The organism is Arthrobacter sp. NPDC058127 (assembly GCF_042884555.1).
In the GTDB taxonomy this organism is placed as follows: domain Bacteria; phylum Actinomycetota; class Actinomycetes; order Actinomycetales; family Micrococcaceae; genus Arthrobacter.
Genome location: NZ_JBHVTT010000010.1, coordinates 113,611 through 128,802, shown reverse-complemented (window position 1 = coordinate 128,802; position 15,192 = coordinate 113,611). Strand labels below are relative to the sequence as shown.

Genomic DNA, 15,192 nt, shown 5'->3' with positions numbered 1-15,192 from the left:
TTCCTAGCCCGTCGTGAAGCGGAAGACGGTAGCCAGGACCAGAATCCCGGCCACAAGCGCCAGGCCGGCAGTCTGCAACAGCGCCTGGCGCGGTCCACGCGGAGCAAAGGCAATCACGGCGGCACACAGGCCTCCGGTGACAAGGCCGCCCAAGTGGGCCTGCCAGGCGATTCCCGGGACAACGAAGCCAATCACGCCGTTGATGGCAATCAGGATCCACAGCTGCCGGGTGTCTCCGCCGCGTCGGCTTTGGACTACCAACAGCGCGCCAAAGAGGCCGAAGATCGCACCGGAAGCACCTTCTACTGCAGTTCCAGGGATGACAGGAGTCAGGAGCAGGAAGCCGACAGAGCCACCAATGGCAGACAGAAGGTAAACGGCCAGGAAGCGGATGCGCCCCAGGACAGGCTCCAGCACTTGGCCAAAGATCCAGAGCATGTACATGTTGAGCACGATGTGCAGGACGAAGCCCTGGGAATGTACAAAAGCACTCGTCAACATCCGCCAGGGTTCGAAAGCCCCGTATTGCGGAGTGGCATAGCCGGATACAAAGAAGAGCTGACGCTCGACGACATCGCCGGGAATCAGCCATTGCAGCACGTACACCAGGGCACACAGCCCGATAAGTATGTACGTCGCCAAAGGACGTCCCGTCGCAATGGCGCCGCCATAAGCGGAACGCACTGCCGGCGTCGAACGCTTCATTTCATTGACGCAGTCAATGCATTGGAACCCGACGGCGGCCGCCCGCTGGCATTCGGGGCATGCAGGACGCCCGCAACGCTGGCACCGCACATAGGAAGGCCTGTCCGGGTGCCTGGGGCACACCGGAATGTCTGCTGACGGCTCCGCCGCCGGGATTCCGTAACTCATATGCTGCTCAGGCCCCGGGGATCAGAGCTGGACAATGTCAATGCTGTTGATGACGACGTCTTCGACAGGGCGGTCGCCCATGCCGGTGCGGACAGCCTCGATGGCGTCTACAACCTTCTTGGACTCTTCGTCAGCAACCTCACCGAAGATGGAGTGCTTGCCGAAGAGCCAGTCGGTGTTGACCGTGGTGATGAAGAACTGGGAACCGTTGGTGCCCTTGCCCATCTGGATGCCGGCGTTGGCCATGGCCAGCTTGTAAGGGGCGTTGAAGTTGAGTTCCGGGTGGATCTCGTCGTCGAACTTGTAGCCCGGACCGCCGATGCCGCGACCGAGGGGATCGCCGCCCTGGATCATGAAGTCTTTGATGATGCGGTGGAAAATGGTGCCGTTGTACAACGGGGTACCGGTCTTGTCTTCGCCGGTCTCCGGGTGCGTCCAGGACTTTTCGCCTGTGGCCAGGCCAACGAAGTTGGCGACCGTCTTGGGCGCGTGGTTGCCGAAGAGGTCAACCACGATGTCACCGAGGCTCGTGTGGAAAGTTGCTTTTGCGGTTGCGATGGTCATACGGCCATTCTTCCACGCAGGGTCAACGCCGAGACGGCCAGGAAGGCGGTTCCGCGCTCGGTGAAATCTTCCATGAATCCGCCGGATGAATAGCCGGTGCCGATCAAGCGACGTAGGCTAACAACAAACGAGCATGTTGATCGGGAGGTAGTTGTGAAGAAATCGGACCGGATTGCCCGCGAACTTGAACACACCGTTGTGAATGGTGTCGAAAATGCCAAGGACTGGGCGACACCGCGCGTCGAAGCAGCTGTGAACTGGGCTGTTCCCCGCATCCAGCACGGAATCGACACCGCTTCGCCGAAGCTCCAGGAAGGCCTGAAGTCGGCTGCGTACAACCTCGCCGACGGCGTTGCAACCGTCACGCCGAAGCTCCAGGAAGGCCTCGCGAACCTCGCACCGAAGATCCACGACGTCGTCGAGGACGCCTCACCCAAGATCCAGGAAGCCCTTAACAAGGCCACCCCGGCCCTCAGTCACGCCCGGGACAAGGTTGTGGAGGAGTACCTGCCCAAGCTCTCAGAGCAGCTCGGGCAAGCCTCCGAGGTTGTCCACCACGCCCTTGAGAATGCACCCGCGCAAGTGGACGCCGTCGCCCAGAAGCTGGTGGACTCCGGCGTGGTTCACAATCTGCAGGAGCAAGCACAAGCCACAGGATCCCAGCTGAAAGCCGCGGCCGAGGAAGCCACCAAGACCGTTTCGAAAGAACTCGCCAGGACCAGGAAGCCCAAAAAGCGGGGCTTCCTGATCTTCACCGTTGTAGCAGCAGCTGCCGCGGCCGGGGTCGCCGCGTGGAGAGCCAGCCGCCCGGTGGAGGACCCGTGGAAGACTCCGGTCCCGGTAACCCCATCACCGGTGCCGGCCGCAGCGGTGGCCGAGAAAGTCGCTGACAAGGCCAACGAAGCAGCCGCCAAGGTAGCTGACAAGGTTGACGACGTGAAACTCAACGTGGCTGACAAAGCCGAGACCGTAGCCGAGAAGGCAAAGCACGCCGTCGAGGACGCTACGGACACCGCAGCAAAGGTGGCAACCGACGCCAAAACCGCGGTAAAGAACATCGCCGCCAGCCTGCACAAGGACGAAGCAGGCAAGGATCAGGCGGCCACGGACGAAGCCGGCAAACACGAAGCCTGAGCGAAAGCCACATTCGCTCCACGTTGAAGGGATTCCGGTTCGCCGGGATCCCTTCAATTGGTTGGCCACTTGTCACCGGAGGCTTCCTCAAGTAACACCGGCCTGATGTTAGATTTATGGGGATGCCAGCCGATAGATCTTTCGTAGATGCAGCCACCAACGCAGCCGTCGCACCCGTGAAGCCGAGCGTTTCAATCATCATCCCGGCGTTCAACGAGGAAAGCGTCATACGGCAGTGCTTGATCGCGGCCATCTACCAGTCGGTACCTGCGGACGAGATCATCGTCGTGGATAACAGGTCCACAGACCGCACTGCGCAGATCGTCCAGCAGATGCAGCAGGAATACCCGGAGAGCCCCATCATCCTGTTGAGCCAGGACAACGTGCAGGGACTCATCCCCACCCGCAACTTTGGCCTCAATAGCGCAACGTCGGATGTCCTCGGCCGGATCGATGCCGACTCCGTCCTGGAACCTGACTGGGTTGAGCAGGTCCAAAAGGCCTTCGCCGATCCCTCAGCGCAGGCGGCCACGGGTCCGGTGGTCTACTACGACATGCCCATGCGCCGATTCGGACTCAAAGCAGACGACAAAATGCGCCAGCTCATGCTTCGGCTCGCGAAACACCAGTACCACTTCCTCTTTGGATCCAACATGGCGCTTCGCCGTTCCGCCTGGGAAACCATCCGGGACGAAACCTGCCTGGATGAGAAGGACGAGATGCATGAGGACATCGATCTATCCCTGCACCTTGCCGACCACGATCTCAGGGTCCAGTACTGGCCGCAGATGGTCTCGGGAATGTCTGCCCGCAGGCTCGAGGATTCACCGCGCGACTACCGGTATTACGTGACCCGTTTCGACCGCACCTACAAGGCCCACAACGTCAAGAAGATGGCGCTGAAGGCCCCCATGGTGGTGTTCTTCTCGGTCTACTTCCCGGCCAAGCTTCTCCGGGCCATCCACACGGCCAATGCAGGCCAAGGCGCGCGCCGCGGCGGCCTGTAGCCACTCAGTCAGCGCCGAGCTCGGCGATCTTGCCCTCGGCGTCGCCCTTGCCGCGCCGCTGACCAGCGACGACGACGGCGAGCCCAACCAGGATCAGGGCGAGTCCAGCATAGGTACCGGCCGGCAGGGTCTCGTGCAGGAAGACGGCAGCGAGAAGGGCTGCGCCCGGAATCTCCAGCAGGATGATCATCGACACCAGCAGCGGGCTCACGGTGGCCAGGAGGTGGTTGAACGCGGTGTGGCCCACCAGTTGTGCGCACACAGTGATTGCAACGATCCCCAGCCAACCGCCGGCGTCGAACCCCACAAGCGGCTGGCCGCCAGTGAGGGCCAGAACGGCGACGATGGCGGCGCAGATCCCGTAGCAAAGCGTCGTGTACGTTCCGGTGCCCATGCTCTGGCGGGCTTTACCTCCGGCCAGGGTATACAGGCCCGCCAGGGCGCCTCCCGCGAGGGCCAGGATGTCACCAAGGAGGGCTTTCGGGGAGGTTCCCATATCGAAGCCCGTGATGGCCGCGACGCCGCCCAACGCGATGCCCAGGCCCACCAGGACCGGCCAACGGTGCTTGCTGCCCCGGAGGAGCTGGAAAACGGCGATCCACGCCGACTGCAGGCACACCAAGGCGGTGGCTGCCGCGACTGACGTGAGCTGCAGCGCGGTGATGAAGCAAGCGAAGTGGAAGGCCAGCGCCACTGCCGCGACAGCGGACCAAGTGAACTCTCTGCGGGTGATCTTGCGGAACTGGCGCGGCTCGCGGATCAAGACCGGCGAGGCCATGACGACGGCGGCGATTGCGTTGCGCCAGAACGCGATGGCCAGCGCCGTGACAGAGGTAGCTCCAAGCGTTCCGGCGATGAGGGGTCCGGATGATGCGACTCCGAGCACACCCAAAGCAGCAACAATGAAGTTCACATTTCAACCTTAGTGGGGTGGCTTAACGCAAAGAGTCCCGGTCATTTCTGACCGGGACTCTTCCTTATGGTGGAGGCACGGGGACTCGAACCCCGAACCCCCTGCTTGCAAAGCAGGTGCGCTACCAATTGCGCCATGCCCCCATAAGAAGCAACCCATCCATACTACCCCAGTTCCTTCGATGGTTTTCACCATCTCCGGGCCGGGCGCCTTCGCTAGCCAACCGTATCGGTTGCCTTGCTCCAGACTGTTTTCCGGGCTTCGGATTCCTGCACTTTTTTGTAGAGCAGGACGCCTGCGATCGCAGCTGCAACTACCAGCAACTTCTTCACATGCACCCCGTTCCGGCTTGGCTTCCCAAACCTTTAGCAAAACCTGTGCAGGTTCCGTGGGCGTACCAGGACTTGAACCTGGGACCTCTTCGTTATCAGCGAAGCGCTCTAACCGCCTGAGCTATACGCCCCGATACCTCTTCGGGCCGAGACATGACTTTACAGCACATCCCGGCCCGATCTCAAATCGAGGTATTTTCACCACTGTTTTCCAGCAGTTTCCCTCATTTTCCGGCCGTCTGTATCAGTCGTCGGTAAGGGTCACGCCAATACCGCCCACGAGTGTTGCCGCAATGTTATAAAGCACGGCGCTCAGCATGGACAGGGCGGTCAGCAGCACAACATTCACCACGGCAATGATGGTGGCGAAGGAGGCCACCTGTCCCAGCGATGCGACCTTCTTGAGTTCGAAGCCACCGCTTTCCGAGCCTGCCAGGGTGCCCAGAAGGCTGTCCACCTGGTTGAAAATGCCGGTGAGGTCCAACACAGTCCAAAGCACGATTGCGGCAATCACAGTCACGATGCCCAAGGCAACGGACAACAGGAACGCCATCTTCAGGACAGACCACGGATCAACCTTGCTGACCAGCAGGCGGGCGCGGCGAACCTTCGCCTTAGGAGCCGGCTTCACGAGCCCGGGAGCCCCGGTGGCGGGCCGCTGCTGGCCCTGCACCGGCCGCTGGCCCGGTGCGGCGGGACGCTGCCCCGCCGGGCGCTGCGTTCCTGCGGGACGCTGGCCGGGAACCGCCGGGCGCTGGCCGGGAGCGGCCGGACGCTGACCTGGGACCCTTTCCGCGCCAGTTCCTGCCGCACCCGAGGAGGATGCCACAGGGCGCTGCTCGGGACGGGCCGGTGCGTCTACCCGCGGAGTAGCCGACGGCTGCCGGAATCCTCCAGGGACACCCGTGCTCGGCTTGGGATATGAGTCCGAATTGCTCACTCGTTACCTCCGGTGTTGTCTTCGTTCAGCTCGACGCCGGACCCATTGCCGGATCCTGCGGCCGATCCCGATTCGGCCGTCGCGGTCGCCTGATCGGCGCCGCCGTTTGCAGCCAACGTTACGTCATCGTCCGCCTCGGACTGTCCTCCGACGGGATTTTCGACACTATTGACGGTTGATGCGTCGTGTCCGCCCTCACGCTGTTCGTCGTCGGATTCCTCGCCTTCAAGGCCGCGTTCGCTGTTGCGGGCCACCTCGATGATGCGGTCGTTCTTGTCAGGCTTCGCGAAGATGACGCCCATGGTGTCGCGGCCCTTGGCAGGCACACCGGCCACGGCCGAGCGGACGATCTTTCCACCCTCCATGACCACCAGGACTTCGTCTTCTTCGTTGACGATCAACGCACCGACAAGGTCGCCGCGCTCTTCCTGAAGCTTGGCCACCTTGATGCCCAGGCCGCCACGGCCTTGGAGCCGGTACTCCTCGACGGCGGTGCGCTTGGCGTACCCGCCTTCGGTCACGACGAACACGAACGAGCCGTCCTGCACGACGTCGGCCGCGAGGAGTTCGTCGTCTTCGCGGAACTTCATGCCGGTCACACCCGAGGTGGCGCGACCCATGGGGCGCAGTGCCTCGTCGGTGGCCGTGAAGCGGATCGACTGGCCCTTGCGGGAAACCAGGAGGAGATCATCCGTTTCGGACACAAGCTGCGCCGAGACGAGCTCGTCCTCATCCCGAAGGTTGATGGCGATGACGCCAGCGGTGCGGTTGGTGTCGTAGTCTTCCAGGCGCGTCTTCTTCACAAGGCCGTTCTTGGTGGCGAGCACCAGGTACGGGGCTTGCTCGTAGTCGCGCAAGTCCAGGACCTGGGCGATGTGCTCGTCCGGCTGGAAGGCCAACAGGTTTGCCACGTGCTGTCCCTTGGCGTCACGGCCGGCCTCGGCAAGCTCGTACGCCTTGGCCCGGTACACGCGGCCCAGGTTGGTGAAGAACAGCAACCAGTGGTGCGTGGTTGTGACAAAGAAGTGCTCCACAACGTCGTCGCCGCGAAGCTGGGCACCCTTGACGCCCTTGCCGCCTCGCTGCTGCGAACGGTAGTTGTCGCTGCGGGTGCGCTTGACATATCCGCCGCGGGTGATGGTGACTACCACTTCTTCCTCGGGGATGAGGTCTTCCATGGACATGTCACCGTCGAAGCCCATGAGGATATGGGTCCGGCGGTCATCACCGTGCTTGGCCACGATCTCGGCAAGTTCCTGGCTGATGATGTCGCGCTGGCGCTGCTCGGAGGCCAGGATCGAGTTGAATTCCGTGATCATGGCTTCAAGCTCGGCGTGCCTGTCCTGGATCTTCTGCCGTTCCAGCGCTGCGAGGCGGCGGAGCTGCATGTCGAGGATGGCGCGGGCCTGGAGCTCGTCGATCTCCAGCAGACCCATCAGGCCGTCGCGGGCAGCCTCGGTGGTGTTGGAGGCCCGGATGAGTGCAATGACCTCATCCAGCATGTCCAGCGCCTTGAGTAGTGCGCGCAGGATGTGCGCCTCTTCCTCGGCTTTGCGCAGGCGGTAGCGGGTCCGCCGGACGATGACGCTCATCTGGTGGGCCACCCAGTGCCGGATGAAGGCGTCCAGGCTCAGGGTGCGGGGTACGCCGTCGACGATCGCCAGCATGTTGGCACCGAAATTGTCCTGCAGCTGGGTGTGCTTGTAGAGGTTGTTGAGCACCACCTTGGCCACGGCATCGCGCTTGAGAACGATCACGAGCCGCTGGCCGGTTCGGCCGGAGGTCTCGTCGCGGAGGTCCGCGATGCCTTGGATCTTGCCGTCCTTGACCAGTTCGGCGATCTTGATGGCCAAGTTGTCCGGGTTCGCCTGGTACGGCAATTCGGTGACCACCAGGCATGTGCGGCCCTGGAGTTCCTCCACGTTCACCACGGCGCGCATCGTGATGGAGCCGCGGCCCGTCCGGTACGCGTCCTCGATGCCCTTGTGGCCGAGGATGGTTGCACCGGTCGGGAAATCCGGACCCTTGATCCGCACGAGCAACGCCTCGAGCAGCTCTTCACGGCTGGCCGTCGGGTTGGCCAGATACCACTGCACACCATCGGCGACTTCGCGGAGGTTGTGGGGCGGGATGTTGGTGGCCATGCCGACGGCGATGCCGGAGGAACCGTTGACCAGCAGGTTGGGGAAACGCGCCGGCAGGATGGTGGGTTCCTGGTTCTTGCCGTCGTAGTTGTCCTGGAAATCGACGGTTTCCTCGTCGATGTCGCGGACCATTTCCATGGCCAGCTGGGCCATCTTGGTTTCGGTGTATCGCGGAGCCGCGGCACCGTCATTGCCAGGGGAACCGAAGTTACCCTGGCCGAGCGCCAGCGGATAGCGCATCGTCCAGTCCTGGATGAGGCGGACCAAGGCATCGTAGATCGCCGTGTCACCGTGCGGGTGGTACTGGCCCATGACCTCGCCCACCACGCGGGCGCACTTGTTGAAGGAGCGGTCCGGGCGGTACCCGCCGTCGAACATCGCGTAGAGCACGCGACGGTGGACAGGCTTCAGGCCGTCGCGGACGTCCGGAAGCGCACGGCCAACGATGACGGCCATGGCGTAGTCCAGGTACGAACGCTGCATTTCCGTCTGCAGGTCCACCTGGTCCACGCGGTCGGTCAGCACATCGCCCTCAAGTACGGGCTCCGGAATGCCGGCCGACTCGGCGGGAACCTCGGGTGTTTCTTCACTCATAGTCTATGATTTCCGTTTCAGGTATATGTCAGTACTGGAATATTCCTAGGGGCTTTGAAGTCTCTAGATATCCAGGAACCTGACGTCCTTGGCGTTCTGCTGAATGAAGTTCCGGCGCGATTCCACGTCCTCACCCATCAGCACGGAGAAGGTCTGGTCCGCCGCCAGGGCATCGTCCATGGTGACTTGCAGGAGCGTGCGGTGGTCCGGGTCCATGGTGGTGTCCCAGAGTTCGGTGTAGTCCATTTCGCCGAGGCCCTTGTAGCGCTGGATGCCGTTGTCCTTCGGGATACGGCGGCCGGCGGCCTGTCCGGAAACCAGCTTGGCGTCACGTTCACGGTCGCTGTAGACATAGTCGTGAGGGGCGTTCGACCACTTGATGCGGTAGAGCGGCGGCTGGGCCAGGTAGACGTAGCCGTTCTCAATGAGCGGACGCATGTAGCGGAACAGCAGGGTCATCAACAGCGTGGTGATGTGCTGGCCGTCCACGTCGGCATCGGCCATCAGGACGATCTTGTGGTACCGCAGCTTGGAGATGTCGAAGTCCTCGCCGATCCCGGTACCAAAGGCCGTGATCATGGACTGGACCTCATTATTGCCAAGGGCCTTGTCCAACCGGGCGCGCTCCACGTTCAGGATCTTGCCGCGCAACGGCAGGATGGCCTGGGTCTCGGGGTTCCGGCCACGCTTGGCCGAACCGCCCGCGGAGTCACCCTCCACGAGGTAGACCTCGCAGCGCGATGGGTCCTTCGACGAGCAGTCGGACAGCTTGCCCGGCATACCAAAGGATTCCAGGGGGCTCTTGCGGCGTGCGTTGTCGCGGGCCTTCCGGGCCGCCATCCGGGCCTGGGCAGCCTGGACAGCCTTGCGGATGACGTCGCGGGCTGGGCCGGGGTTCCGCTCCAACCAGTCACCAAGCTGGTCGGTGACCACCCGCTGGACGAAGCCCTTGACCTCGGAGTTACCCAGTTTGGTCTTTGTCTGGCCCTCGAACTGCGGTTCGGACAACTTCACCGAGATGACGGCCGTGAGGCCCTCGCGGATGTCGTCGCCGGTCAGGTTGTCATCCTTTTCCTTGATGATGGTCTTCTCGCGCGCGTAGCGGTTGATGAGCGATGTCATCGCGGCACGGAAACCTTCTTCGTGGGTGCCGCCCTCGTGCGTGTTGATGGTGTTGGCGTAAGTGTGGACGCTCTCGGAATAGGCCGTGGTCCACTGCATCGCGACCTCGACGGCGATGTGTCGCCCAATGTCCTCGGTTTCGAAGGCGATGACGTCCTCGTGGACGACGTCCACCTTCTTGTTCGAGTTCAGGTGCTTCACGTAGTCGAGCAAGCCGTCGTTGTATTGGTAAACGACGGTGCGGTGTTCAGCCGCCACTTCGCCGTCAGTGGCAACCGCGTCAAGATCCAGATCATCGTCGCCTGCTCCTGCGACAGGACGCTCGTCCGTGAGCGTGATGCGCAGGCCCTTGTTGAGGAAGGCCATCTGCTGGAAGCGTGCGCGGAGGGTCTCGAAATCGAAATCGGTGCTCTCGAAGATGGTGCCGTCCGGGTAGAACGTCTGGGACGTTCCAGTCTGGTCCGTTGCTTCGCCCTGGACGAGCCCGCCCTGCGGCTTGCCGCCGTCGGCGAAACTCATCCGCCAAACGTGGCCCTGGCGACGCACCTCGGTGTCTACCCTGCGCGAAAGCGCGTTGACGACGGAAATACCGACGCCGTGGAGGCCACCGGACACGGCATAGCCACTGCCGCCGAACTTGCCGCCCGCGTGCAGGATGGTCATGACAACTTCGACGGTTGGCTTCTTCTCCGTGGGGTGCATGTCCACGGGGATGCCGCGGCCATCGTCCACCACCTTGACGCCGCCGTCGGCCTGGAGGGTCACTTCAATGTGGCTGCAGTACCCGGCAAGGGCCTCGTCCACCGAGTTGTCCACCACTTCGTACACCAAGTGGTGGAGGCCGCGCGGGCCTGTGGATCCGATGTACATACCCGGGCGCTTGCGCACCGCTTCGAGACCTTCAAGAACGGTGATGTCGCTCGCACCGTACTCCTTGGACCCCGAGGGTGTGTCAGGCTTGTGGGCGTTCTCCTTCGCGGGATCTACTGCCAAGGTCTCTGCATTGTCGTTAGCCACAGGCGCTTTCGACTCCTCCGTGTTCGATGGTCGCCGGCCGTCACCGCACCAAGGAAGCACGTCCGTCAGGACACACCACAGGGATACGGCAGCCGCCAACAGGGACGTCACTGCTAACGCCGGCTACTTCGTGATTGGCGGATCCGCTTCTACAAGTGCTGTTCAGCGGAGCCAATCGACGTTCACCGGCGCCCAGTTGTCTATGCCGATTCTATCGTGACTAAGCGCAGTTCCTTGCAAAACCCGGCCCTTATGCTCAGGAAAGTAGCTCTGGGAGGCCGCTGGCCGCATCTGCAAGCTGCCAAAACGGCACCCTCTAGGGAGCTATACGGTCCGGGGAGGTTTCTCGCCCCTGTGCGCCGTTCAAGCAAATGCGCTCACCCGGGTGCCGGGGAAGTTACCCGTAGGTATCCCGGGGGCCCCGCCCATTGACGCTTCGTCCGCCCTTGCGCCAGCTCGGCGCGGTGGGCGCGAGCACTTGAATGGACGTCACCACACCGTCTCCGAGTTCTTTTCGGAACATGTCCAGGAGGCTGGTGCTCAGGAGCCTGAGCTGCGTTGCCCACGCGGTGGAATCGCAGCGGACATGCAGGGTGGTGTCGGTGAAGCTCTCCGGAGTGCAATGTGCGGAAATCTCCGGTCCCACCAAGGCATCCCACTCGGCCATCACGGAGCCCACGGCCACTGGAGATGTCCAACCGCGTTCGGCCACGAGCCTCCCGACGACTTTCCCCAAACCAAGCGGGTCCCGGCCGCTGCCATGGAATTGGCTGAATCCTCGGGTGTCCCGGACGCCCTTGCGTTTCGGAGCGGTACCCGTCCGCGGGGCGGCGCGACGGATTTCGCCCCGCGCAGCGGCCGCTTCGCGCATCCGGTTCAAAGCTGATTGGGCAGCGTCAATCTCGTCAGGGTCCCTGCCCGGCTGGCGTCCGCCGGGGCTATCCTTCTCCATCAATGCCTCCGGGCACAACCTTCACGCGCCGCCCCGCCAGTTCCTCGGGAATATCGGCGTCGACGGCGGCCGTCACCAAAACCTGTTCGGCGCCGGCCACTATTGCAGCCAGTTTACGCCTGCGCTGCACGTCCAGCTCGGCGAACACGTCGTCGAGGATGAGGATCGGAGCAGAACCCCCGGTACGGGTGTCGTCGAGCATGACGTAGTACGAGGCCAGGCGCAGGGAGAGGCACATGGACCATGTTTCGCCATGGGAAGCATAGCCCTTGGCCGGAGCTTGGCCTAAAACCAGTTCGAGTTCGTCGCGATGGGGTCCGACCAGGGAAATTCCGCGTTCCAACTCTTTGCGGCGCGAGGCGGCGAAAGCCTGGACGTAACGCTCAGTGAGTTGCTCCACGGATAGCAGGCGGAGGTCCTCAACCCCCTCTGAACCCTCAGCCAGACGTTCGGCGGGACCGCCGTCGTCGTCCAACACGCCTTGGATAGTGGAGCGGTAGATCGCGCCCGCTTCCTTCGATCCATCCGTCAGTTGCGCGTAGGCGCTGTTTAGGTGGGGTCGAAGCCGTTCCACGAGTTCCAGCCGTGCATGCAGGAGTTCCGCGCCGGCCCGCGCCATGTGCTGGTCCCAAACATCGAGCGTTGCTTCGTGGCCCGCGGTGAATTTTCCGGTGCGGGCCGATTTCAGCAGGGCGTTGCGCTGTTTGAGCACGCGGTCGTAGTCGCTGCGGGTCGCCGCATGCACTGGCATGAGGCTGACCAGCAGCTCGTCGAGGAAGCGCCGGCGGTTGGACGGATCACCCTTGACCAGGGCCAGGTCTTCGGGGGCGAAGAGCACGGTCTGGCAAATGCCCAGGATGTCGCGGGCGCGTACGGGATTTCCGCGGTTGATCCGGCCACGGTTGGCACGGCCGGCATTGATTTCGAGCTCGACCACGGTGGATTGTTCACCGCGGACAAGCTTCGCCCGGATCAAAGCGCGCTCCGTGCCGAAGCGCAGGAGGGGCGCATCCGTGCTGACTCGGTGCGATCTCAGGGTGGCCAGGTATCCGATGGCTTCCATGAGGTTCGTCTTGCCGATGCCGTTGGACCCCACGAGGACGGTGACCCCGGGGCCGAGCTTGAGGTCAACCTGCGCGTAGCTGCGGAAATCGGTCAGCGAAAGATGTTCGAGGTACACGCGTACTGCTGGTCGGCCGGGACTTAGTTGGCCGGGCGGGTGGCGTGTCCGCCGAACTGGTTGCGCAGCGCGGACACCATCTTCATGGCCGGTGAGTTGTCCTCGCGGGAGGAGAAGCGGGCGAAGAGCGCGGCGGTGATTGCCGGCGCGGGGATCGCGTTGGCAATGGCTTCTTCAACGGTCCAGCGGCCTTCGCCGGAGTCCTCGACGTAGTCCCCGATGGAGGCCAGGCCCGGGTCTTCGTCCAGGGCTTTGACCATGAGGTCCAACAGCCAGGACCGCACCACGGTGCCTTTTTGCCAAGCACGGAAGGTGCCGGGAAGGTCCTTGATGATGTCCTTGGCGGCGAGCAGTTCGTAGCCTTCGGCGTAGGCCTGCATCAGACCGTATTCGATGCCGTTGTGGACCATCTTGGCGTAGTGTCCTGCTCCCACGCCGCCCACGTGGACGAAGCTGTCGGCACGATCGCCTTCGGGACGGAGCGCGTCGAATACCGGCATGGCCAGTTCGATGTCTTCGTCCGCGCCGCCTGCCATGAGTCCGTAGCCGTTCTGCAGGCCCCAGACGCCTCCCGAAACACCGCAATCGGCGAAGCGGATGTCCTTGGATGCCAGGAAGGCGGCATGCTTCTGGTCTTCGGTGAAGCGTGAGTTGCCGCCGTCGATCACCATGTCCCCGGCGGAGAGCTTTTCACCGAGTTCGCTGATCACGGCATCGGTGATGTCGCCGGAGGGAACCATGACCCAGACCAGGCGCGGAGCCGGAAGTGCAGCAATCAGTTCGTCAACGGATGCGACGTCGGCGATGTCCTGATTGCGGTCAAAGCCAGTGACCTCGATTCCGCCGTTGCGCATGCGTTCGCGCATGTTGAAACCCATTTTTCCAAGGCCGATCAGTCCGATGTGCACGGTGTGAACTCTTTTCTGCGCTGGTGGTTTTGGTATTGACCCGACCGTTCCCTGGCCGTGGGGCCCCTCCGGCGAGGGCCCCTGCCTGAGCTTGCGAAGGCTGGGAGCCGGTGGGGACTTGCGAGGCGGTGGGGACTAGTTGGGGAGACGGACGGGCATCACGAGGTAGCGGTAGTCGCCCTTGTCATCGCCGTCGGCGTCAACCTGGGCGGTGATCATGGCTGGCTTGGGTGCGGTAGTGAAGGAGAAGCGCACGAACTTGGTCTCAATCACGCCCAGGCCTTCCACCAGGTAGTGCGGGTTGAAGGCCACGGTGATGTCGTCGCCGCTGAGCTGGGCTTCCAGTTCCTCGGATGCCTGGGCATCTTCGCCGGTACCGGCGTCGAGATTCAGTTGGCCTTGGGTGAACGCCAGGCGAACCGGGGTGTTTCGTTCCGCGACGAGGGACACACGGCGAACGGCTTCAACGAGTTCCTGGGTTTGGACCGTGGCGTGGATCGGCGTGGAATCCGGGAACAAGGACCGGATCTTGGGGTAGTCGCCGTCGACGAGCAGGGAAGTGGTGGTGCGCCCGCCGCTTTCGAAGCCAATCAGGCGGCTGTCGTCATCAGCGAGTGCGAGGTGGATGTCGCCGCTGCCACCGAGCGTCTTGGCCACCTCGTTGAGGGTCTTGGATTTCACCAAGGCACTCGTGGAAATTCCCGGGGTGACAGGCTTCCACGGCACTTCCCGCATGGCGAGGCGGTAACGGTCCGTGGCGAGGAGGGTGATCATGTCATCCTCGATCTCCATCCGGACACCGGTAAGGATCGGCAGGGTGTCATCCCTGCTGGCCGCGATGATGACCTGCGAAACGGCTTGGGCGAAGGCGTCGCCGGGCAAGGTTCCACTGATGGCGGGAAGCGCCGGAAGTGGCGGGTACTCGGATTCCGGCATGGTGGCGAGATGGAAGCTGCTTCGACGGCACGTGAGGGTGACTTTGCTGCCGTCGGTTTCGATGTCGACAGGCGCCGAAGGGAGGCTGCGGCAGATATCGGCCAAGAGGCGACCGGAAACCAGGATGGTTCCCTCGGTGGTGATGTCAGCCGGAATCTCGAGACGGGCGGAGGTCTCGTAGTCAAAGCTCGAGAGACTCACTGTTCCGGCTTCTGCCTTGAGCAGGAGACCTGAGAGTACCGGGACGGGCGGCCGCGGAGACAAGGACCGGGCTGTCCATGTGACGGCTTCTGCCAGGACATCCCGCTCGACTCTGAACTTCACGGAAGGGTGCCGCCTTTCATTGCTGCTGCCAGTGTTCCACCGGAAACTCCCGCAGGAGCCCCGAAAACCAGCGCCCCGAACTCGGCAGCTGCATGGTCCGCAGTGAGCGAACTACAAAGCAGCGCCAAGGATGGACGCGATGCAGACAGCTTAGCCGGAACTTCGGGCATTAACCCATCCCCGGCTTGCTGGCTTGTGGTTCGAAGCAGCCACGGGCTGCGTCGGCGGGTGGGCGGAAGGAGATTGTTATTT

The 15,192-nt window shown here is 63.0% G+C and carries 13 protein-coding genes and 2 tRNA genes; 2 read left to right on the top strand and 13 right to left on the bottom strand.

Features of this window, described 5'->3' with window-relative positions:
- Positions 1–3: 3 nt before the first annotated feature.
- Together ACFVTG_RS14660 and ACFVTG_RS14655 are read right to left on the bottom strand one after the other, a co-directional pair.
- Entirely contained in the window at positions 4–873 is an 870-nt protein-coding gene (locus ACFVTG_RS14660; RefSeq protein ID WP_284750994.1) for a rhomboid family intramembrane serine protease, read from the bottom strand.
- A gap of 21 nt (positions 874–894) precedes the next feature.
- On the bottom strand, positions 895–1,437 hold the full coding sequence (locus ACFVTG_RS14655) for a peptidylprolyl isomerase (protein ID WP_059388874.1): 543 nt from the start codon (positions 1,435–1,437) through the stop codon (positions 895–897).
- A gap of 153 nt (positions 1,438–1,590) precedes the next feature.
- Here ACFVTG_RS14655 and ACFVTG_RS14650 point away from each other — a divergent pair, with 153 nt between their 5' ends.
- A complete protein-coding gene (locus tag ACFVTG_RS14650) occupies positions 1,591–2,571 on the top strand; it encodes a hypothetical protein (RefSeq protein ID WP_390281511.1) in 981 nt (326 codons plus the stop codon).
- 122 nt (positions 2,572–2,693) lie between these two features.
- Complete coding sequence (locus ACFVTG_RS14645; RefSeq protein ID WP_390281509.1) at positions 2,694–3,578, top strand: glycosyltransferase; 885 nt, start codon at positions 2,694–2,696, stop codon at positions 3,576–3,578.
- A 4-nt stretch (positions 3,579–3,582) separates the two neighbouring features.
- Here the strand turns inward: ACFVTG_RS14645 and ACFVTG_RS14640 are convergent, their stop codons facing one another.
- The 11 genes from ACFVTG_RS14640 to dnaN form a co-directional block, all read right to left on the bottom strand.
- Positions 3,583–4,491 carry a DMT family transporter gene (locus tag ACFVTG_RS14640; RefSeq protein WP_390281506.1) on the bottom strand — a complete coding sequence of 303 codons (909 nt, stop codon included), beginning with the start codon at positions 4,489–4,491 and terminating at the stop codon, positions 3,583–3,585.
- 67 nt (positions 4,492–4,558) lie between these two features.
- Positions 4,559–4,634, bottom strand: a tRNA-Ala gene (locus tag ACFVTG_RS14635).
- A 72-nt stretch (positions 4,635–4,706) separates the two neighbouring features.
- Positions 4,707–4,823, bottom strand: coding sequence for a DLW-39 family protein (locus ACFVTG_RS14630; RefSeq protein WP_390281503.1), 117 nt, complete (start codon positions 4,821–4,823; stop codon positions 4,707–4,709).
- Positions 4,824–4,880: 57 nt separating this feature from the next.
- Positions 4,881–4,954, bottom strand: a tRNA-Ile gene (locus ACFVTG_RS14625).
- A 113-nt stretch (positions 4,955–5,067) separates the two neighbouring features.
- Positions 5,068–5,763, bottom strand: coding sequence for a DUF3566 domain-containing protein (locus tag ACFVTG_RS14620; RefSeq protein WP_390281501.1), 696 nt, complete (start codon positions 5,761–5,763; stop codon positions 5,068–5,070).
- Entirely contained in the window at positions 5,760–8,501 is a 2,742-nt protein-coding gene (gyrA, locus tag ACFVTG_RS14615) for a DNA gyrase subunit A (RefSeq protein WP_390281499.1), read from the bottom strand. Before gyrA ends, ACFVTG_RS14620 begins: the two co-directional genes overlap by 4 nt.
- A 63-nt stretch (positions 8,502–8,564) precedes the next feature.
- A complete protein-coding gene (gyrB, locus tag ACFVTG_RS14610; RefSeq protein ID WP_284751001.1) occupies positions 8,565–10,640 on the bottom strand; it encodes a DNA topoisomerase (ATP-hydrolyzing) subunit B in 2,076 nt (691 codons plus the stop codon).
- Positions 10,641–11,037: 397 nt separating this feature from the next.
- A complete protein-coding gene (locus ACFVTG_RS14605; RefSeq protein WP_284751002.1) occupies positions 11,038–11,592 on the bottom strand; it encodes a DUF721 domain-containing protein in 555 nt (184 codons plus the stop codon).
- Positions 11,579–12,772, bottom strand: coding sequence for a DNA replication/repair protein RecF (gene recF, locus ACFVTG_RS14600; RefSeq protein WP_390281495.1), 1,194 nt, complete (start codon positions 12,770–12,772; stop codon positions 11,579–11,581). The genes ACFVTG_RS14605 and recF overlap by 14 nt, the downstream gene beginning before the upstream one ends.
- 23 nt (positions 12,773–12,795) lie before the next feature.
- Positions 12,796–13,680 (bottom strand): phosphogluconate dehydrogenase (NAD(+)-dependent, decarboxylating), encoded by an 885-nt coding sequence (gene gnd / locus ACFVTG_RS14595; RefSeq protein WP_284751004.1) that lies wholly within the window; start codon positions 13,678–13,680, stop codon positions 12,796–12,798.
- A 135-nt stretch (positions 13,681–13,815) separates the two neighbouring features.
- Positions 13,816–14,940, bottom strand: coding sequence for a DNA polymerase III subunit beta (gene dnaN / locus ACFVTG_RS14590; protein WP_390281493.1), 1,125 nt, complete (start codon positions 14,938–14,940; stop codon positions 13,816–13,818).
- Positions 14,941–15,192 lie beyond the last annotated feature (252 nt).